Annotated in this window: 14 protein-coding genes; 6 read left to right on the top strand and 8 right to left on the bottom strand. The window is 68.6% G+C overall.

Going from position 1 to position 17,788, the window contains the following annotated elements; genetic code table 11:
* Positions 1-52 precede the first annotated feature (52 nt).
* The gene (locus ACS5PN_RS15270; protein ID WP_439464827.1) at positions 53-568 is read left to right on the top strand and encodes a hypothetical protein; all 516 of its coding nucleotides are present in this window, start codon (positions 53-55) and stop codon (positions 566-568) included.
* On the opposite strand, the gene ACS5PN_RS15265 is transcribed toward ACS5PN_RS15270, so the two are convergent.
* Both ACS5PN_RS15265 and ACS5PN_RS15260 read right to left on the bottom strand, forming a co-directional pair.
* The gene (locus tag ACS5PN_RS15265; RefSeq protein ID WP_439464826.1) at positions 565-2,382 is read right to left on the bottom strand and encodes a tetratricopeptide repeat protein; all 1,818 of its coding nucleotides are present in this window, start codon (positions 2,380-2,382) and stop codon (positions 565-567) included. The genes ACS5PN_RS15270 and ACS5PN_RS15265 overlap by 4 nt on opposite strands.
* 109 nt (positions 2,383-2,491) lie before the next feature.
* Positions 2,492-5,389 (bottom strand): TonB-dependent receptor domain-containing protein, encoded by a 2,898-nt coding sequence (locus ACS5PN_RS15260; protein WP_439464825.1) that lies wholly within the window; start codon positions 5,387-5,389, stop codon positions 2,492-2,494.
* A gap of 345 nt (positions 5,390-5,734) precedes the next feature.
* Here ACS5PN_RS15260 and ACS5PN_RS15255 point away from each other — a divergent pair, with 345 nt between their 5' ends.
* Positions 5,735-6,967 (top strand): NAD(P)/FAD-dependent oxidoreductase, encoded by a 1,233-nt coding sequence (locus ACS5PN_RS15255; protein ID WP_439464824.1) that lies wholly within the window; start codon positions 5,735-5,737, stop codon positions 6,965-6,967.
* A gap of 95 nt (positions 6,968-7,062) precedes the next feature.
* Here the strand turns inward: ACS5PN_RS15255 and pcaF are convergent, their stop codons facing one another.
* Genes pcaF through ACS5PN_RS15240 form a run of 3 tightly spaced genes read right to left on the bottom strand, consistent with a single transcriptional unit; the run spans position 7,063 to position 10,474 of the window.
* Positions 7,063-8,268, bottom strand: coding sequence for a 3-oxoadipyl-CoA thiolase (pcaF, locus tag ACS5PN_RS15250; RefSeq protein WP_439464823.1), 1,206 nt, complete (start codon positions 8,266-8,268; stop codon positions 7,063-7,065).
* A complete protein-coding gene (locus ACS5PN_RS15245) occupies positions 8,265-9,680 on the bottom strand; it encodes a 3-hydroxyacyl-CoA dehydrogenase NAD-binding domain-containing protein (RefSeq protein WP_439464822.1) in 1,416 nt (471 codons plus the stop codon). Before ACS5PN_RS15245 ends, pcaF begins: the two co-directional genes overlap by 4 nt.
* 5 nt (positions 9,681-9,685) lie before the next feature.
* Positions 9,686-10,474 carry an enoyl-CoA hydratase-related protein gene (locus ACS5PN_RS15240; protein ID WP_439464821.1) on the bottom strand — a complete coding sequence of 263 codons (789 nt, stop codon included), beginning with the start codon at positions 10,472-10,474 and terminating at the stop codon, positions 9,686-9,688.
* Positions 10,475-10,593: 119 nt separating this feature from the next.
* Between ACS5PN_RS15240 and ACS5PN_RS15235 the strand changes: the two genes are divergently transcribed.
* The 3 genes from ACS5PN_RS15235 to ACS5PN_RS15225 all read left to right on the top strand — a co-directional run bounded on the left by ACS5PN_RS15235 (position 10,594) and on the right by ACS5PN_RS15225 (position 14,220).
* Positions 10,594-11,646, top strand: coding sequence for a sensor histidine kinase (locus tag ACS5PN_RS15235; protein WP_439464820.1), 1,053 nt, complete (start codon positions 10,594-10,596; stop codon positions 11,644-11,646).
* Positions 11,643-12,401, top strand: coding sequence for a LytR/AlgR family response regulator transcription factor (locus tag ACS5PN_RS15230; protein WP_439464819.1), 759 nt, complete (start codon positions 11,643-11,645; stop codon positions 12,399-12,401). Before ACS5PN_RS15235 ends, ACS5PN_RS15230 begins: the two co-directional genes overlap by 4 nt.
* Positions 12,402-12,501: 100 nt before the next feature.
* Positions 12,502-14,220 (top strand): M14 family metallopeptidase, encoded by a 1,719-nt coding sequence (locus ACS5PN_RS15225; RefSeq protein WP_439464818.1) that lies wholly within the window; start codon positions 12,502-12,504, stop codon positions 14,218-14,220.
* Between the two features lie 64 nt (positions 14,221-14,284).
* Here ACS5PN_RS15225 and ACS5PN_RS15220 read toward each other — a convergent pair whose 3' ends face one another.
* From ACS5PN_RS15220 to ACS5PN_RS15210, 3 genes are read right to left on the bottom strand one after another with little or no spacing between them, the layout of a single operon-like run.
* Positions 14,285-14,728 (bottom strand): hypothetical protein, encoded by a 444-nt coding sequence (locus tag ACS5PN_RS15220; RefSeq protein WP_439464817.1) that lies wholly within the window; start codon positions 14,726-14,728, stop codon positions 14,285-14,287.
* Between the two features lie 10 nt (positions 14,729-14,738).
* A complete protein-coding gene (locus ACS5PN_RS15215; RefSeq protein WP_439464816.1) occupies positions 14,739-15,725 on the bottom strand; it encodes a substrate-binding domain-containing protein in 987 nt (328 codons plus the stop codon).
* Positions 15,722-16,576, bottom strand: a complete 855-nt coding sequence (locus ACS5PN_RS15210) for a 23S rRNA (adenine(2030)-N(6))-methyltransferase RlmJ (RefSeq protein ID WP_439464815.1) — start codon at positions 16,574-16,576, stop codon at positions 15,722-15,724. Before ACS5PN_RS15210 ends, ACS5PN_RS15215 begins: the two co-directional genes overlap by 4 nt.
* Positions 16,577-16,678: 102 nt before the next feature.
* Between ACS5PN_RS15210 and ACS5PN_RS15205 the strand changes: the two genes are divergently transcribed.
* On the top strand, positions 16,679-17,761 hold the full coding sequence (locus tag ACS5PN_RS15205) for an alkene reductase (protein WP_439464814.1): 1,083 nt from the start codon (positions 16,679-16,681) through the stop codon (positions 17,759-17,761).
* Positions 17,762-17,788 lie beyond the last annotated feature (27 nt).

Raw genomic sequence — 17,788 nt, 5'->3', positions numbered from 1 at the left:
GCCCGGGCTTTGCCCGTTCCTGAGCCGAGCCTGCAACTGCTAGGCTTGGCTCATGCGTACCTTCACCCTGATTGCCCTTTCAATCGCCGCCCTGCCGGCCCTGGCCCAGGACGGCCTGCAGCGCTGCCGCGCCATGACTGACAGCGGCGCGCGCCTGGCCTGCTATGACGCACTGGCCGATGCGGCCCTCAAGACGCCGCCGGTGCCGCCGCAACCGCCCGTCCCGGCAGCCGCCGTGGCTCGCCCGGCCCAGCCCGTGGTCGCCGCAGCAGCCGTGGCTGCGCCGGCGCCGGCCCGCAGCGGCGAAGCCGCCTTCGGCCTGCCCGAGTCCAAGCGCCCCGATGCGGTGGCGTCGGTCGACAGCATGCTCAGCCCCAGCTTCGCCGGCTGGGGTCCCAACTCGCGCATCAAGCTGGACAACGGCCAGACCTGGCTGGTCATCGACGGCACCTCCGTCGCCCTGCCGCCCAAGGCCCGCAAGGTCAGCGTCAAGCGCGGCATGCTGGGCTCCTACTACCTCGACATCGAGGGCCTGAACACCTCGCCGCGCGTGCGCCGCGTCGACTAGTCCGGCAGCACGTCGAAGGCCACGGTCAGGCGGTAGGCCTCGTCCTGGAAAGGCGTCGTGCCATGCCAGAGATAGGACGGGAACAGCACCAGGCGACCCGGCTGCGGCGCTTCCATGCGACGCGGCCGCAGGCTTGAGCGCACCGACTCGGGCAGGTCGGGCTCATCGAACTTGATCCAACCGTCGCGGCTGCCCTCGCGCAGCGCGCTGGGCGGCGTGGCCACGTAGTAGCTGCTGCTCAGCCAGCCATGGCCGTGCACATGGTTGGTGTGAAAGCCGCTGCTGCGCAGTCGCGAACTCCAACTGTCGGTGAAATGCCAGCCCGCGCTGCGACGGCCGAGGAAAGGGTGGCCCGGCTCGGCAGGCCGCGTCGCCAGCCAGGCCGTGATGGCCCGGCCGATCTGGGCCTTGAGCGCCTGCACCAGCGGCAGGTCCAGGTCGAAGAGATTGCCGCGCGTCTGCGTGCCGTGGCGCAGGGTCTGGTCGATGGGCGCCTCGGCATCGGTGTGCAGCCGCGTCAGCTCCTCGGCCAGGGCCGTGTTGAAGCTGGCCATGTCGGCCCAGCCGGAGGGCGGCTCGACGTCGAGGACGGCGACGCAGCGCTCCAGGTCATTCAGCCAGTCGGCGCGTGCGTCACCGGTCAGCCGCCAGCCGGTGCCGACCAGGGCCAGCGCGTGCTGGTGCTGCGGTGCCAGCGCGAGCGCGCGTTCGGCCAGGGCCAGGCCCTCGGCGGCACGGCCGGCTGCGTAGAAGCTGCGTGCGGCATTGCCGAGCACGTTCACGTCCTCGGGTGCCAGCGACACGGCCAGCCGGTGCGCCACGCAGGACTCGTCATGCCGGCCGAGCAGGCACAGCGCCTGCCCCTCCCCGTCCGCAAAGGCGCCGTTGCCGGGCTCCAGCGCAGCCGCGCGGCGGAACGCGGCCACGGCCGCTTCGCCCCGCTCGGCGCGCAGCAGCAGCAAGCCCAACAGGCTGGGCGGCACGGCGGACGCCGGCGCGGCGAGTTCGGCGGCATCGAGTTCGGCGGTGAAATCGGCATGGCCGAGGACCCAACGCAACTTCGCCAGGTCGTAGAGGCTCAGGCCGTGCAAAGGCGACCGGGCGAGCGCGCGACGATAGGCCGCCAGGGCATCGTCCGCGCGGCCCAGGGCCTGCAGCGTGTTGCCCTGGTTGTAGTGCGCCTCGGCCACGTCCAGGCCCTGCAGGACAGCACGCTCGTAGGCAGCCAGGGCTTCGGCATGGCGACCCAGGCGGTGCAGCACGACGCCGCGGTTGTGATGCAGGGCTGCGCGCTCAGGCGCCAGGAGCAAGGCCGCGTCCAGGGTCGCCAGAGAGGCGGGCAGCGCGCCGTCCTCCTCCTGCAGCATGGCCAGCAACTGCAGCGTGTTGGCATCCTGGGGCGCCAGATGCGCGGCCTGCGCAGCCGCCTGCAGGGCGACGGGGCGCTGGCCCAGTTCGCGCCGGATGCGCGCGAGTTCATAGTGGGCCGCCGCCCAGCCCGGCTGGTGCAGCGTGGCCTGGACAAAGGCCTCGGCGGCATCGGCCGGGCGCTGCAGCATCTCCAGCATCTGGCCCCGCGCCAGCCACACGCGCGGCTGGATGGCGTGCAACTGCAGCGAGCGCAGGAACCAGGCCTCGGCCTCGGCCCATTGCCGGCGCTGGGCGGCGATCTGGCCCAGGGCAGCGGGTGTCTCGGGTGCGCCCGGCGTCTCGCGCAGCGCGCGTTCGAGGAAGGCCTGGGCGGCGGCCGTCTGACCGGAAGCCAGGGCGCGCAGGCCCTGGCCCAGCGCGGAAGCCGGATGGATGGATGCCATGGAGAGATGGAGAAAGGAGAGACCGCATTGTCGGTGGCCATAAAAAAACGGGCCCCGAGGGGCCCGTTCGATGCAGCCACCTCGAGGAGTGGCTGAGCCCGAAGGCTTTTTAGAAGTTGGCTTGCACGGTAGCGGTGTAGCGACGGCCAATGATGTCGTAGACACCCGGGAAGGTGTTGCCGAAGTTGGACGCGCCGGGGCCGATGCCGGTACCGATGAACGGGGGCTGCTTGTCGAACAGGTTGTTGACCGTCATCGACAGCTTCACGTTCTTGGTCAGCTGCCAGGAACCGTTCAGGTCGAAGTAGTCGAACGCCTTGATCTTCTCGTAGGCTGCGACGTAGCTGCCGGCCAGGTCCTGCTGCACCGTAGCGCCGCCGATATGACGCCAGCTCAGGCCGACGGCGTAGTCACCCATGGTCCAGGAAGCGCGCGAGTTGAAGCGCACCTTGGAGTAGGGCGTACCCACGTCGATGCCGTAGTGGCCGGCTTGCTCGATGGTGGCGACGTTCGGCAGCGTCTTGATGTCGGCCTTCTTGATGTAGCTCATCTGGAAGCTCAGGTCCAGACGACCGGCATTGGGCATGCCGATCTTGGCCATGGGCAGGCGATAAGCGGCACCGAGGTCGACGCCGGAGAAGTCGTAGTAGCCGAGGTTGGACGACTGGGTGCTGACACCCTTGCTGCCCGTGCCGTTCAGGCCGCCGTTCAGCGCATCACGCTGGATCAGCTGGCAGAACGAGTTGTAGGTCAGACCAGGGTTCTGGGTGGCGTCATAGCAGCCGCTCATGACCTGGGCCGACGTCGGGTTGGACACGGCGCCGTTGATCTTGATCTTCCAGTAGTCGACCGTCAGCGACAGGCTTTCGACGAACTCGGGCTCCCACACGATACCCAGGGTGGTCGTGTTGGCCTTTTCAGGGCCGAGGTTGGGGTTGCCGCCACCGGTGTTGTTGATCTGGTTGGACGACGGAGCCGCCACCGCGCCGATCTGCGACGTCGGAACGCCGGTCAGTTGGCACAGGTTGGTCAGCGAGCCGGCCTTGCCAGCGTCACCCGCGACGATGCGATTGCCCTGGCAGGGGTCGACCGACAGCGTCGACAGGCCCGTGGTGACCGGAGCGTAGAGCTCGTTCACGTTCGGGGCGCGGGTCGCGCGCTGGCTCTCACCACGGAAACGCAGGCCCTTCATGGGCGAGTAGTCCATGGACTTCTTCCAGCTGCCGTAGCTCTTCACGCCACCGATGGAGTCGAACTCGGTGTGGCGATAGCCATAGCCCAGGTTGATGGCGTGGATGCCGGGCTTGTTCTGCACGATGGGCATCGTGGCTTCGCCGTACAGCTCGCGGAACTTCAGGGTACCGCTGCGGTCAGGCGTCGGAGCGCCGGAACCCAGCAGTTCGCCCTGCGTCTGCACGACGGCGTCGGAGGCGTTGCCGCCGAAGACCTTGCGGTCTTCGTAACCGACGGCCATGCCCAGCGGGTTCTTGGCCCAGGGGCTCTTGGCGAAGGCGACTTCACCGCTGGCCGAGCCGGCGATGACGGTCTGGTCAACGCGGGTGGTCTGGAAGGTCGGCGTGGAGATGAACGCCAGCATTTCCGGGGTGATGGTGCCCGCGGCGCCGAACAGGTTGATCGGCACGCAACCGTTTGTGTTGACCGTGCAGGTGGTCGTGTTGGTGGCCTTCACCGCCTGCTGCAGCTTCGAGAAGGAGAAGCCGTTGCCGGTGCGCTGGATCTGGTCCGAACGACCCGACTGGTAGTAGGCGTCGTAGCTCCAGCCGTCGAACATCGGGATGTCGCCACGCAGACCCGCGGTGTACTGGGTCGTCGTGTTGTCGTAGCTGTAGATACGCGGGCCGGCTTCGACGAAGCGGCGGGCGATCGTGGCACGGAAGGTCGTCGCGTTGCCCGGCACGCAGTTGGCAGCCGAGATGCCGTAGGCGGCGCACAGCTGGTTGCGGACGGCCGGCGTGATGTAGGGGTTGCCGATGGGAATGTCCAGGCCAACACCGAAGGTGCCCGACGGCGCCAGATTCAGCGTCACGTTGGAGCGGGTGTGGAAGATTTCCGAATAGAACTCGGCGTTCTCGTTGACCTGGTAACGGCCCAGAGCCGTGACCTGGGTACGGGTCAGCGGGGTCTCGAAGTAGTTCGGCGGGTTGGTGTTGTAGCCGTCCGGCGGGCCACCCGTGGCGGCGGCGCGCAGCAGGCCACTGCCCGAGTCGATCACTCGCGAGCCGTTGATGGGCGAGGGCATGCCGCCCCAGACTGCCGGCACGGACGTGCCGGAGTAGCCGCCGGGGTTGCCGCTGGCCGACGAGATGACCACCGGCGAGAAGTCGCGCTGGGCCAGGGTCAGCGGGCTGGTGCGGGTGGTGCCGATGTGGACCACGACGTTGCCCTTGCCGTCGGCCAGGTTGGCACCGACGGTCAGGTCGTTCTTGTAGCGCTGGGCGTCGCCCTTTTCGGAGGCGCTGTACAGGGCCGTCGCTTCGACGCCCGAGAAATTGCGCTTGGTGATGAAGTTCACCACGCCGGCCACGGCGTCGGCGCCGTACACGGCCGATGCGCCACCGGTCACCAGGTCGACGCGCTCAAGCAGCGAGACCGGGATGGTGTTGGTGTCGACGACGCCGCCCAGCGTCGCGGGGACGATGCGCTTGCTGTTGATCAGGACCAGGGTGCGGTTGGAACCCATGCCGCGCAGGTCGATCGAGGCCGTGCCGTTCGAACCGTTGTTCACGTTCGGGCCGATGGCGGGGTAGGCAGCGGGCAGGCCGCGCACCAGTTCTTCAACCGCAACCGGCTGCTTGATGCTGATGTCTTCCTTGCCGACCGAAGTGATCGGGCTGCTGGATTCGGCGCCGACGGACTTGATGCGCGAACCCGTGATTTCGATGCGCTCGAGCTTTTCGGCCGTGGCTTCTTGGGCCATTGCCGAGACAGCGCTCAGCGTGCCGATCATCGCCAGCGCTGCGGCGCTTCGGGCGTTTCGTTTAAACATGACTACTCCTTCGTGAGGACGTTCTCAACGCGTGTGTTGCAGGTGAAATGGAAACGCGAATCCCTCGCGGAGAAACGCCTTTTCGCGGCGCGAGTCTGGCGACTGCCGGCAGTCGGGCCGATCCGGGTAGGCCCCAATAGACTCGGCAAGGCGGCGTTCCTTGTGCTTTACACAACAGAAACCTAGGGGTTTTACTGCCCCTGGCGAGGGGTGTAGGTCCTCACGGGCGTTGTCACATGACCACACAAATTCCCTGCTGGGCCAACGGTCAGGCGGTGGGTCAGGGTGTTATGTGCACCACCGGCGACTTCTAGAATCGCCGACCCTAGCAAATTGCCGACCGAATTGACTGCTGCAAACGAGGACGCCAGCCCTGCTCCCCTGCCGGACTGCGAGGTCCTGATCATCGGAGCCGGCCCCGCCGGCAGCGCCTGCGCACGCACGCTGGCCCGCGCCGGCGTCGCCGTGCTGCTGGTCGACCAGCAGCCGCCGGGTCGCGACAAGACCTGCGGCGACGGCCTGATCCCCGACGCCCACCAGGCCCTCGCCCGGCTCGGCCTGCTGGACGAGGTGATGCGCCGCGCCCAGCCCCTTTCGCATGTCGGCTGCATCGGACCGCGCGGCGGGCGCATCGACGTGCCGGGCTCGCTGGCCGTACTGCCGCGCAAGGAACTCGACGCCCTGCTGCTGCGGGCCGCGCAGGAAGCCGGCGCGCGCTTCGAGCAGGCGCGCTTTGAGGCGCCGCTGGAGGCCGACGGCCGCGTCGTCGGCGCCAGGCTGAAGCGCGGTGACGCGATCGTCGAGGTGGCGGCGCGCTGGGTCGTGCTGGCGACCGGCGCCGTGCCCAAGGCGCTGACGGCCGCCGGCATGTGCGAGCGCCACACACCCAGTGGCGTGGCTTTGCGCGGTTATGTGAAGGCGCCGCAGATGGTCGGCAAGATCAAGGCGCTGGAAGTCGTCTGGGACAAGTCGGTGCAGCCGGGCTACGGCTGGATCTTCCCGGCGCCGGACGGCCACTTCAACATCGGTGTCGGCGTGACCGACTCGCACAAGGACCTGGGCGGCAAGGGCCAGAAGAAAGACGTCAACCTGCGCGCCATCTTCGACGCCTTCGTGGCCAAGTACGCGCCCGCGGCGGAACTGATGCGCGTTGGCGAACTCGTCGGCGAGCTCAAGGGGGCGCCGCTGCGCTGCACGCTGACGGGTGCGAAGTGGACGCGGCCCGGCCTGCTCGTCACCGGCGAGGCCGCGGGCAGCACGTATTCCTTCACCGGCGAGGGCATTGGCAAGGCCCTGGAGACCGGCATGCTGGCCGCCGACGCGCTGATCAGGCATCACGAGGACGACGCCGCCACGCGTGCCGCCTACGAGGCCGGACTCAAGGCCCTCAAGCCCAAGTTCGACCTATACGAACGCGCCAACCGCGTGAACGACCATCCCTGGCTGGCCGATCTGCTGATCTGGCGCGCCAAGAAGAGCCCGCGCCTGCTGGCCCGCATGAGCGGCGTGCTCAACGAGACCAGCAACCCGGGCAACCTGGTCAGCCTGAAGGGCATCTCCAGGCTGTTCTTCGAGTAGCAGGATCACCGCCACAGAGGCACAGAGGCACGGAGGAATCCCGGCCGAATGCTCTCTGTGTCTCAGTGCCTCTGTGGCTGATCCAGAGAGCCGCCTTAGACGCGCTCAATCACGAGCGCGATCCCCTGGCCAACGCCAATGCACATCGTGCACAGCGCATAACGCCCACCGATCACTTCCAGTTGGTTGATGGCCGTCGTGACCAGGCGCGCACCACTGGCGCCCAGCGGGTGGCCCAGGGCGATGGCGCCGCCGTTGGGGTTCACGCGGGCGTCGTCGTCGGCCAGGCCCAGATCACGCAGTACGGCCAGGCCTTGTGCAGCGAACGCCTCGTTCAGTTCGATGACGTCCATCTGCGCCAGCGTGAGGCCGGTCAGCGCCATCACCTTGCGCGTCGCCGGCGCGGGGCCGATGCCCATGATGCGCGGCGCGACGCCGGCAGTCGCCATGCCGACGACGCGGGCGCGGGGCTTCAGGCCGTGGCGGGCGGCTTCGGCTTCGCTGGCCAGTAGCAGGGCGCAGGCGCCGTCGTTGACACCGCTGGCATTGCCTGCCGTCACGCTGCCCTCGGGCTTGACGACGCCCTTGAGCTTGGCCAGGGCCTCGAGGCTGGTCTCGCGCGGATGCTCGTCCAGCAGCACGCGCAGCGGATCGCCCTTCTTCTGCGGTACTTCAACGGGCACGATCTCGCGCTCGAAGAAGCCGCGCTTCTGCGCGGCGATGGCCTTCATCTGCGAGGCCAGGGCCATGCGGTCCTGGGCCTCGCGCTCGATGCCGAAATCGCCCGCCACGTTCTCGGCCGTCTCCGGCATGGAGTCCACGCCGTACTGGGCCTTCATCTGCTTGTTGATGAAGCGCCAGCCGATGGTGGTGTCATAGACCGCGTTGGCGCGGCTGAAGGCCGACTCAGCCTTGGGCATGACGAAGGGCGCGCGGCTCATGCTCTCGACGCCGCCGGCAATCATCAACCCGGCCTCGCCGGCGCGGATGGCGCGGGCCGCGGTGCCGATGGCATCCAGGCCCGATCCGCAGAGGCGATTGATGGTGCTGCCCGGCACATCGACCGGCAACCCCGCCAGCAGCGCGGCCATGCGGGCGACGTTGCGGTTGTCTTCGCCGGCCTGGTTGGCGCAGCCGTAGAGGACGTCGGCCACCTGGGCCCAGTCGACATGGGCATTGCGCGCCATCAGGGCCTTGATGGGCAGGGCGCCGAGGTCGTCGGTGCGGATGGAAGACAGGGCGCCGCCGTAGCGGCCGAAGGGGGTGCGAATCGCGTCGCAGATGAAGGCTTGTGTGCTCATCGGAGATATGGCGAAACGCGGTAACGCTCGCCTCGGTAGTGTTGATCGAGTCGGTCCAGCAGCGCGACGACGGGCGCGGCGCCCCAGAAGGCCAGCCATTCGAAGGGGCCGGCGGGATAGTTGACGCCCAGTTTCATGGCCGCGTCGGCGCCGGCTTCGTCGCAGACGCCCTGGGCCACCGCGTCGGCCGCCTCGTTGATCAGCATGGCGATGGTGCGGGCCACGACCAGCCCCGGCATGTCGGCCACCTGGCGCGGCACCAGGCCCAGGCGGGTCAGCCATTCGGCCGTCTGGGCATCGCCTGCGTAGGCGATGTCGCCACTCGGCGCCAGCGGCAGGTCGAAGACGGCCGTGCCGGGGCCGAAGTCGCGCGCGCGGCGGCCGTCGGTCAGGCGCAGCTCTCGGCCGTCGACAGCCAGGCCGACCCAGTCGCTGTCCAGTTCGCGCACGGCCTCGGGCAGGTTGGCGACGAAGCGCTCGGCCAGGGCGCCACGGCCATGCACGACGAGGCGGGCGGCGCGCGGCGGCGTGCTGATGGCAGGCAGCAGGGCCGGTGCGCCTTCGGGATAGCGGTAGAAGCCGCGCCCGCTCTTGCGGCCGAAGAAACCGGCGTCCACCAGTTCCTGCTGCACCAGCGAGGGCGTGAAGCGGCGGTCGAAGAAGTTGGCCGCAAAGACCGAATTGGTCACGGCGAAATTGGTGTCGTGGCCGATCAGATCCATCAACTCGCAGGGGCCCATGCGAAAGCCTGCGGCGCGAAGACAGGCGTCGATGAGTTCAGGCGCCGCGGCGCGATCCTGCAGCAGCATCAGCGTTTCGGCGTAATAGGGCCGGGCAATCCGGTTGACGATGAAGCCGGGCGTGGAGCGGGTGCGCACCGGCGTCTTGCCCCAGCGCGCCGACAGCTCGTGGATGGCCTGCGCCACCTCGGGCGAGGTGCCCAGGCCCGACACGACTTCGACCAGCTTCATCAGCGGCACGGGGTTGAAGAAATGCATGCCCACCAGACGCTCGGGATGCTTCATGCCGCGCGCCAGCGCCGTCACCGAGATGGACGAGGTGTTGGTCGCGATGACGGCGTCCGCGGGCAGCAAAGCCTCCAGCTCGGCGAACAGCGCACGCTTGATGTCGAGGTTCTCGACGATGGCTTCGATGACGAGGTCGGCACTGCCCAGGGCCTCCACCGGCGTGATGCGCGCCAGCGTCGCCTGGGCGGCCTCGGCCGTCAGCTTGCCCTTGGCGGCCAGGCCTTCCAGCGTCTGCGCGAGCTTGGCCTTGGCCGCCTCGGCGGCACCGACGCGGGCGTCGAAGAGAGCCACCCGATGGCCGGCCTGGGCGGCCACCTGCGCAATGCCGGCACCCATCAGGCCGGCGCCGACGACGAGGATGCGGGAGTCGTTCAGGGAAGTCATGCGTGCTATGTCCAGTTGGGCTTGCGTTTGCCGAGGAAGGCGTCGAAACCTTCGCGGGCCTCGGGCGTCTTGCGCACGCGGGCGATGGTTTGCGCGGTCAGCTCGCGCACCTCGCCAGTCACGGGGCCGGGCGCGAGACGGGCGTAGAGCTGCTTGATCTCCGCCTGGGCGGCGGGGCCGCAGGCCAGCAGGTCGGCGATGAAGGCTTCGACGGCGGCGTCCAGGCCCTCGGCTGGCACGACGCGCTGCACGAGGCCGACGCGCTGGGCCTCGGCGGCATCGATGCGGCTGGCCGTCAGCGCCAGGCGGCGCGCCTCGCGCAGACCGACGGCATTGACGAGATGCGGGCCGATGACGGCCGGCAGGATACCCATGCGGGCCTCGCTGACCGAAAAGCTCGCCGCCTCGGACGCGACGGCCATGTCGCAGGCGGCCACCAGGCCGACCCCGCCACCCAGGGCCGCGCCCTGCACGCGGGCGATCGTCGGCTTGGGGCACTCGGCGATGCGCGCCAGCATGGCCGAGAAGCGGCGTGCATCGGCCAGGTTGTCTTCCTGCAAGGCGGCTGCGGCGCGCTGCATCCACTGCAGGTCGGCGCCGGCGCTGAAGTGCTTGCCGGCACCCGCCAGCACGATGGCACGCACGCCGGCGTCGTCGCCGAGAAGGGCAAAGGCGTCGTCCAGTTCGGCGATCAGCGTCTCGTCGAAGGCGTTGAAGACGGCCGGCCGGTTCATGGTCAGCGTGGCCACGCCGGTGTCGCCGCGCTGCAGTTCGAGGGAGGTCCAGGAAGGCATGGGCGGCATTCTGCTCTTTTCCCGACCGATCGGTCGACTCTGCAGTTCAAGCGGCCCAGTCCGCCATTCGCCGCCCGCCTGCGCAGGCCGGGGGGCGGGCGCGCCTAGACTCGTCTGCCATGTCCTCCCTGCTCAGCCCCCAGCACATCCGCCAGTGGTTCTACCCCGGCCCGATGCGCGTCTTCACGACCGAGGAAATGGCCAAGGCCGGCACGCAGCCCTGGCCGGTGGCCGTGGACAGCTATGTGGCCGTCAACCTGCTGGTGCTGCTGCCGGCCATGGTGTGGACCCAGCACGGCAGGGGCTGGCTCACGCAGGCCCTGTGGTGGGGGATGTTGTGCGCCTTGTCGGTCTCGACGCTGTTCGTCGCACGCTCGCTTTGGAAGCGGCCGACCCGCGCGAGGCTGAACCTGTATTGTTATGGCGCGACCCTGGTCGTCCTGGCGTTGATCGCCTTGCTGATCCGCGAGGGGCACAAGGACTGGCTGGTCCGCGAGAACGTCAGCATCGTCGTCGCGCTGGTGGGCGTGCTGAGCGCCTGGTGGATGCTGACGGTCTTTCGCGTGCAGCAGATCGAGGCCCGGCTGCGCGAACTGGCCGACCAGGAAGCCGCCCTGCGCCTGCAGACCCGCCTGGCCGCAGCCCAGATCCAGCCCCATTTCCTGTTCAACACCCTGGCCTCGCTGCAGCACTGGGTGGACACGGGCGATGCCCGCGCCGCGCAGCTGCTGCGCGACTTCACGGCCTATCTGCGCGCCACGCTGCCGATGTTCGAACGCGAGCTGCAGTCGCTGGACGACGAGATCGAGATGGTCAGGCGCTACCTGGCCATCATGCAGGCCCGGCTGGGGTCGCGCCTGGTCTTCCGCATCGACGTGCCCGGTGGTCTCGACGTCGAGCTGCCTCCGGGCATCGTGCTGACCCTGGTGGAGAACGCCATCGCCCACGGCATCGAGCCCCAGTTGCGCGGCGGCCGTCTCGACATCGCCGCACGCCAGGAAGACGGCCGCTTCGTGCTGACCGTCAGCGACGACGGCCCGGGCCTGACGCCCGGCTGGACCGAAGGCGTCGGCCTGTCCAACACGCGGCGCCGTCTGGCTGCCGCCTTCCCTCACGCCACGCTGACGCTGGCCGATGCGCATCCCGGCTGCATCGCCACCCTGACCGCATGAATGCCATCACCGCTCTGATCGCCGACGACGAGGAAGCGCCTCGCGAACAACTGCGCGCCGCCCTCGCCCGCCTCTGGCCCGAACTCGACATCGTCGCCGCCAGCAGCAACGGCGCCGAGGCCTGGGACGACTGCCTGGCGCACGAGCCCGCCATGGCCTTCCTCGACATCCGCATGCCTGGCCTCACCGGCCTGGAAGTGGCGCGCCGCCTGTCAGCCCTGGCAACACCGCCGTTGATCGTGTTTGTGACGGCCTTCGACGATCAGGCCCTGGCGGCTTTCGATACCGGCGCGGTCGACTATGTGCTCAAGCCCGTCGATGACGCACGCCTCGGCCAGACGCTCACCCGGTTGCGCGCCCGGCTGACGCAGCCGGCCACGGACACATCGGCCCTGCAGCGCCTGCTGGCCAGCCTGCCCCAGGCTCGGCCTGTCATGCGTCCCATCCAGGCCAGCGTCGGCCGCGAGGTGCAGCTGATCCAGCCCGACGAGATCATCTACTTCGAGGCCGACCAGCGCTACACCCGCGTCGTCCACCAGGGCGGCGACGCACTGATCCGCACGCCGCTGCGCGAACTGCTGACCCAGCTCGACCCGGAGCAGTTCTGGCAGATCCACCGCTCGGTGCTGGTCAACAGCCGCTGCATCGCCAAGGCCATCCGTGTCGACGAGGGCACCATGGTCGTCACCCTGCGCGGGCGCGACGACAAGCTGCCGGTGTCGCGGCAATTCCAGGCCTTGTTCAAAGGTCAATGAAGGGCAAACCCTTGGGCGAGCGCGTCGGCCGGCTTCAGACAATCCGCGGCATTCCACAGACCCCTAGTTCTTGGGGCCACACCCAGAGACACGCCGCGCCATGCCCACCGCCCTGCCCAACCCACGCTTCGACCATTTCTACCGCTATGACGAGCTGACGGCCCTGCTGTTCGCCTACGCCGAGGCCCGCCCCAACCTGGTGTCGGTGCGCTCCATCGGCAAGAGCTACGAAGGCCGCGACATCTGGGTCATCGTCATCACCAATCTCGCCAGCGGCATGGACATCGACAAGCCGGCGATGTGGATCGACGGGAACATCCACGCGGCCGAGCTGACCGCGTCGACGACCTGCCTGTACTACGTGCACCACCTGCTGAACCTGCACGGCGGCAGCTCGGCCGAGGCCCAGCAGGTGAACCGCCTGCTGGACTCGCGCACCCTCTACATCGTGCCGCGCCTGAACCCCGATGGCGCCGAGCTGGCCCTGGCGGATCGGCCGCGCCACATCCGCAGCTCGACCCGCCCCTACCCCTACACCGAGGAAGCAGTCGACGGCCTGACCATCGAGGACGTGGACGGCGACGGCCGCATCCTGACCATGCGCGTGCCCGACCCGCATGGCGGCTACAAAAAGCACGCCAGCGATCCGCGGCTGATGGTGGCGCGTGAACCGGGCGAGCAGGGCGGCGAGTACTACCGCCTCATCCCCGAAGGCTTCATCAAGAACCACGACGGGCTGACCATCAAGGTCAACCCCGACCGCGAAGGCCTGGACCTGAACCGCAACTTCCCCGGCGAATGGCGCCAGGAGTACGAGCAGCTGGGCGCCGGCCCCTACCCCACCAGCGAGCCCGAGGTGCGCGCCATGGTGGACTTCATCACCCAGCATCCCAACATCGGCGCGGCCATCAGCTATCACACCCACAGCGGCGTCATCCTGCGCCCCTGCGGCACGCGCAGCGACAAGGACATGACGCCGGAGGACCTGTGGCTGATCAAGAACTTCTCGGCCCTGGGCGAGAAGCACACCGGCTACCCGGCCGTCAGCATCTACGAGGACTTCCGCTACCACCCCAAGGACGTCATCACCGGCACCCAGGACTGGGTCTACGAGCACCTGGGTGCGCTGTTCTGGGTGGTCGAGCTGTGGTCGCCGAGCAAGGAGGCCGGCGTCGAGGTCGAGAAGTTCATCGACTGGTACCGCGAGCATCCGGTCGAGGATGACCTCAAGCTGCTGAAGTGGAGCGACGAGAAGTGCGGCGGCCAGGCCCACGTCGCGTGGACGCCCTTCCAGCATCCGCAGCTCGGCTCCGTGGAGATCGGCGGCTGGGACAAGATGAACTTCTGGCGCAACCCGCCGCCGGCCCTGCGCGAGCGTGAAGCCGCGCGCTTCCCGGCCTGGATGACGCAGATCGCGATGAGCCTGCCCAAGCTGGAGCTGATCCGCACCGAGGTGCGCGCCCTGGGTCCCGACATGTGGCGGGTGCGCATGGCCGTGGCCAATGCGGGCTATCTGCCGGCCTATGTGACACAGCGCGCGCTGGAGCGCAAGACGGTGCGCGGCATCATGTTCGAACTCCACATGCCCAGCGGCGACCCGGCCATCAGCCTGGTCAATGGCAAGGAGCGCATGGAAGGCCCGCAGCTCGAGGGCCACGCGCCCAAGCAGAGCCAGCTCGCCTTCCTGCCCAACAAGCAGCCCACGGGCGACCGCGCGGTGGCCGAGTGGGTGGTGCGCGCCCCGGTGGGCACGCGGCTGGCACTGTCGGCCAGCGCGGAGCGGGCCGGCGTCATTCGCACTGAGGTTGTGCTGGACTGAGCGGGTCGGCCGGCGGGCCTTCGCGCGCTTTCATGACGGACGTGACGCTCGCGAGGGAAGGCTCCTACTTGCAGGCAGAAACCATCGACCAATACACCTTGCTGCGTGCCAGAACAGCTTGAGGCTCAGCCCTGGATTCACCCACTGCACGGAAGCTGAAGCCCGACGCAACAAGTGAACCGTCTCTGAAAACACAACTGCTCTTGTCAGCCAGTATTCGTTGGCACGATTCAACGACTGCCGTCGAATCAAGGTCCAGGTACATGGCGACGATGCCAGCCTCTTTGTCCTGATCAGATGGGGCAAGTGCGATGCTGGAGACGCGCGTCATTGCAGATGGACCTGCATTCAGCCACTTGATGCTGGAGGCTTCAATTCGAACGGATGCGCTGTAGCCTGCCTGCTTGAGAATGGAGCAGGAGCCTCGCTGTTCAACGGACAAGTTCTTCGTAGCGCACCCGCTGCTTGCGAGGAGCAACGCGACGATGGCGATGCGATGCCGCTGCAACACCGGCCCCTCAGGTCGCCCGAACCACCAGTTCCGTCGGCATGATCTCGCTGGCCGCATCCTGGCCGCCGATGAGGTCCAGCACCTTGCGCGCCAGCAGCACGCCACCGTGGTGCCAGTCCTGGCGCACGCTGGTCAGCGGCGGCGCAAAGCTCTGGGCGGCCGGCGAGTCGTCGTAGCCGATGACCGAGACCGCGTCGGGCACGGCCAGGCCTGCGTCGGTGAAGGCGCGCACCGCGCCCATGGCCAGCAGGTCGCTGGCGGCAAACAGACCGTCCGGCGCCTTGCCACCTTTCGCCAGATGGGCCTGCACGGCCGTGAAGCCGGCGCCGAAGGTGAAGGCCGCCGGCGTCAGCGTCTGGCACTTCAGGTTGGCCTTCTTCAGCGCCTTGGCAAAGCCCTGCTGGCGGTCGCGGATCTCGGCATGGCGCACATCGCCGAGGAAGAGCAGCTCGCGCCGCTCCAGCGCAATCATGCGTTCGGCCGCGCATGCGCCGCCATGGGCGTTGTCACCGCCGACGACGACGGAATCACTGCGTCCATGCTCGGCGCCCCAGACCACCATGGGCAGGCCCATGGCCGCGGCCGACTTGACCGCCGAGCCGTTGGCGCCCTGGCCGAGCAGGATGAGGCCGTCGGCCGAGGCCGCCATGCCCTGGCCCGGGCTCTGCAGGGCCGACAGCAGCACGCTGTAGCCGCGCGAGGTCAGCTCCTGGGTGATGCCGCCCAGCAGTTGCAGCGGGTAGGCATCGGTCATGGGCCGGTCGGTGTCGGGCTGCATCTCCAGCATGACGGCCACCATGTGGCTGCGGCGCAGGCGCAGATTGCGCGCATGGTGGTTGAAGCGGTAGCCCGCGGCTTCGGCCAGGGTCTTGATGCGCTCGCGCGTGGCCGGCGTGACCGAGGGGCTGTCGCGCAGCGCGCGCGAGACGGTGATGGTCGACACGCCGGCGAGAGCGGCGATCTGCTCCATCGTGACCGGCTTGGACTCCGTCATGCTGCCTTTTGCTCCAGCACGTAGTTCGCGCCGTCGTATTGGCCCAGGCGTTCGACCAGCAGAGGCAGGCATTCGGCCAGCTCGTCGTGCAGCGTGAAAGGCGGGTTGGCGATGAACATGCCGCTGCCCATCATGCCGAAGCCGCGCTCATCGGCCTGGGCCACGGTCAGGCGCACATGCAGCCAGCCCTTCTTGGCCGCGGCGTCGGCGCTGGCCTTCAAGCGCTGCACCAGCTGGGTGGACTCGAGCAGCTGCAGCTGCGGGTACCAGATCATGGTGACCGTGTCGGCCGCGCGCTCCAGCGCCTCACGCAGGGCCGACAGCACCTTGGCGTAGTCGGTCTTGATCTCGTAGGACGGGTCCATCAGCAGGGCCGCGCGGCGCGTCGGCGACGGCAGTTCGGCCTTGATGGCCGAGAAGCCGTCGCGGTCGCTGACCTGGGTGTTGGGCCGGGCCTCGAGATAGCTGGTCAGGATGCGGTGGTCGGTCGAGTGCAGCTCGTAGACGCGCAGGCGGTCGGTCTCGCGCAGCAGGAAGTTGGCGATCGCCGGCGAACCCGGGTATTGGCGCAACTGGCCGTCGGGGTTGAAGGCACGCACCAGGCTCATGTAGTCAGCCAGCGGCGCGGGCAGGTCCTTGCGGTCATAGAGCTTGGCGACGCCGTCCGAATACTCGGCCTTCTTCTGCGCATAGCGGCCCTCGACCGAGTAGCCACCGGCGCCGGCGTGGGTGTCGATCAGCGTGTAGGGCTTGTCCTTTTCGGCCATGTAGCGCAGCACGCGGGTCAGCACGAGGTGCTTGAGGACGTCGGCATGGTTGCCGGCATGGAAGGCGTGGCGGTAGGCGAGCATGGGGCGATTGTCGCTAACACATCCGGGATCAACCCCGCCGGGACGGGGAAAGGCAACGAAAGCCAGACTTGCAACCATCCATCTCGTCCCTATCTCCCCGCCATGCCTACCCTCTTCGACCCCGTCCGCTTCGGCGACATCCAGCTGGCCAACCGCGTCGTCATGGCGCCGCTGACGCGCAACCGCGCCACCCAGCAGATCCCGCACGCCCTGCATGTCGAGTACTACCGGCAGCGCGCCGGCGCCGGCCTGCTGATCACCGAGGCGACCCAGATCCGTCCCGACGGCCAGGGCTATTTCGACACCCCCGGCATCCACTCGCCCGAGCAGATCGCCGGCTGGAAGCAGGTCACCGACGCCGTGCACGCCGAGGGCGGCAAGATCGTCGTGCAGCTCTGGCATGTGGGCCGCATCTCGGTCAACAGCCTGCAGCCGGGCGGCCAGCCGCCGGTGTCGTCCACCAACCGCGCCGCCAAGACCAAGACCTATGCGGCCCATGGCGAGCTGGTGCCGACGGCCGAGCCGCGCGCCCTCGAGACGCATGAGATCCCGCAGCTGATCGCCGACTATGTGCAGGCGGCCAAAAACGCCATCGCGGCGGGCTTCGACGGCGTCGAGATCCACAGCGCCAACGGCTATCTGCTCGACCAGTTCCTGCGCGACAGCGCCAACGACCGCAACGACGAGTACGGCGGCAGCATCGAGAACCGCGCCCGCCTGCTGATCGAGGTCATGACGGCCGTGGCCGCCACCATCGGCGCGGGCCGCACGGCGCTGCGTCTTAGCCCGGTCACGCCCAGCAACGACATCGGCCAGGACAGCAACCCGCAGGCCCTCTTCAACTACGTGGCCGAGCAACTGGCGCCGCTGAAGCTCGCCTTCCTGGAAGTGGTGGAAGGCGCCACCGGCGGTGCGCGCGACATCGCCCCCTTCGACTACGCCGAGCTGCGCCGCCGCTTCAACGGCCCCTACATCGCCAACAACGGCTATGACCGCGCCATGGCCCTGGACGCCGTCGCTCAAGGCAAGGCCGACGCGGTGGCGATCGGCCGGCCCTTCATCAGCAACCCGGATCTCGTCGAGCGCATCCGCGACGACCTGCCCTGGGCAGCGCCGCAGAAGGAAACCTTCTACGGCGGCGGCGCCCAGGGCTACACCGACTACCCGGCGCTGAAGCGGGCTTGATTCATACGCCGTCGATATGGCGGCGCG

The sequence above is a fragment of the Roseateles sp. NT4 genome (genome assembly GCF_051857475.1).
Classification (GTDB): domain Bacteria; phylum Pseudomonadota; class Gammaproteobacteria; order Burkholderiales; family Burkholderiaceae_C; genus Pelomonas.
The sequence above is the reverse complement of the archived record's forward strand: the minus strand, read 5'-3'. Positions and strand labels throughout refer to the sequence as shown.

Excerpts from the sequence above, each read along its gene's own strand:
- ACS5PN_RS15270 (WP_439464827.1), top strand. The coding sequence starts at position 53 with ATGCGTACCTTCACCCTGATTGCCCTTTCAATCGCCGCCCTGCCGGCC.
- ACS5PN_RS15265 (WP_439464826.1), bottom strand. The coding sequence starts at position 2,382 with ATGGCATCCATCCATCCGGCTTCCGCGCTGGGCCAGGGCCTGCGCGCC.
- ACS5PN_RS15260 (WP_439464825.1), bottom strand. The coding sequence starts at position 5,389 with ATGTTTAAACGAAACGCCCGAAGCGCCGCAGCGCTGGCGATGATCGGC.
- pcaF (WP_439464823.1), bottom strand. The coding sequence starts at position 8,268 with ATGAGCACACAAGCCTTCATCTGCGACGCGATTCGCACCCCCTTCGGC.
- ACS5PN_RS15245 (WP_439464822.1), bottom strand. The coding sequence starts at position 9,680 with ATGACTTCCCTGAACGACTCCCGCATCCTCGTCGTCGGCGCCGGCCTG.
- ACS5PN_RS15240 (WP_439464821.1), bottom strand. The coding sequence starts at position 10,474 with ATGCCTTCCTGGACCTCCCTCGAACTGCAGCGCGGCGACACCGGCGTG.
- ACS5PN_RS15235 (WP_439464820.1), top strand. The coding sequence starts at position 10,594 with ATGTCCTCCCTGCTCAGCCCCCAGCACATCCGCCAGTGGTTCTACCCC.
- ACS5PN_RS15230 (WP_439464819.1), top strand. The coding sequence starts at position 11,643 with ATGAATGCCATCACCGCTCTGATCGCCGACGACGAGGAAGCGCCTCGC.
- ACS5PN_RS15225 (WP_439464818.1), top strand. The coding sequence starts at position 12,502 with ATGCCCACCGCCCTGCCCAACCCACGCTTCGACCATTTCTACCGCTAT.
- ACS5PN_RS15215 (WP_439464816.1), bottom strand. The coding sequence starts at position 15,725 with ATGACGGAGTCCAAGCCGGTCACGATGGAGCAGATCGCCGCTCTCGCC.
- ACS5PN_RS15210 (WP_439464815.1), bottom strand. The coding sequence starts at position 16,576 with ATGCTCGCCTACCGCCACGCCTTCCATGCCGGCAACCATGCCGACGTC.
- ACS5PN_RS15205 (WP_439464814.1), top strand. The coding sequence starts at position 16,679 with ATGCCTACCCTCTTCGACCCCGTCCGCTTCGGCGACATCCAGCTGGCC.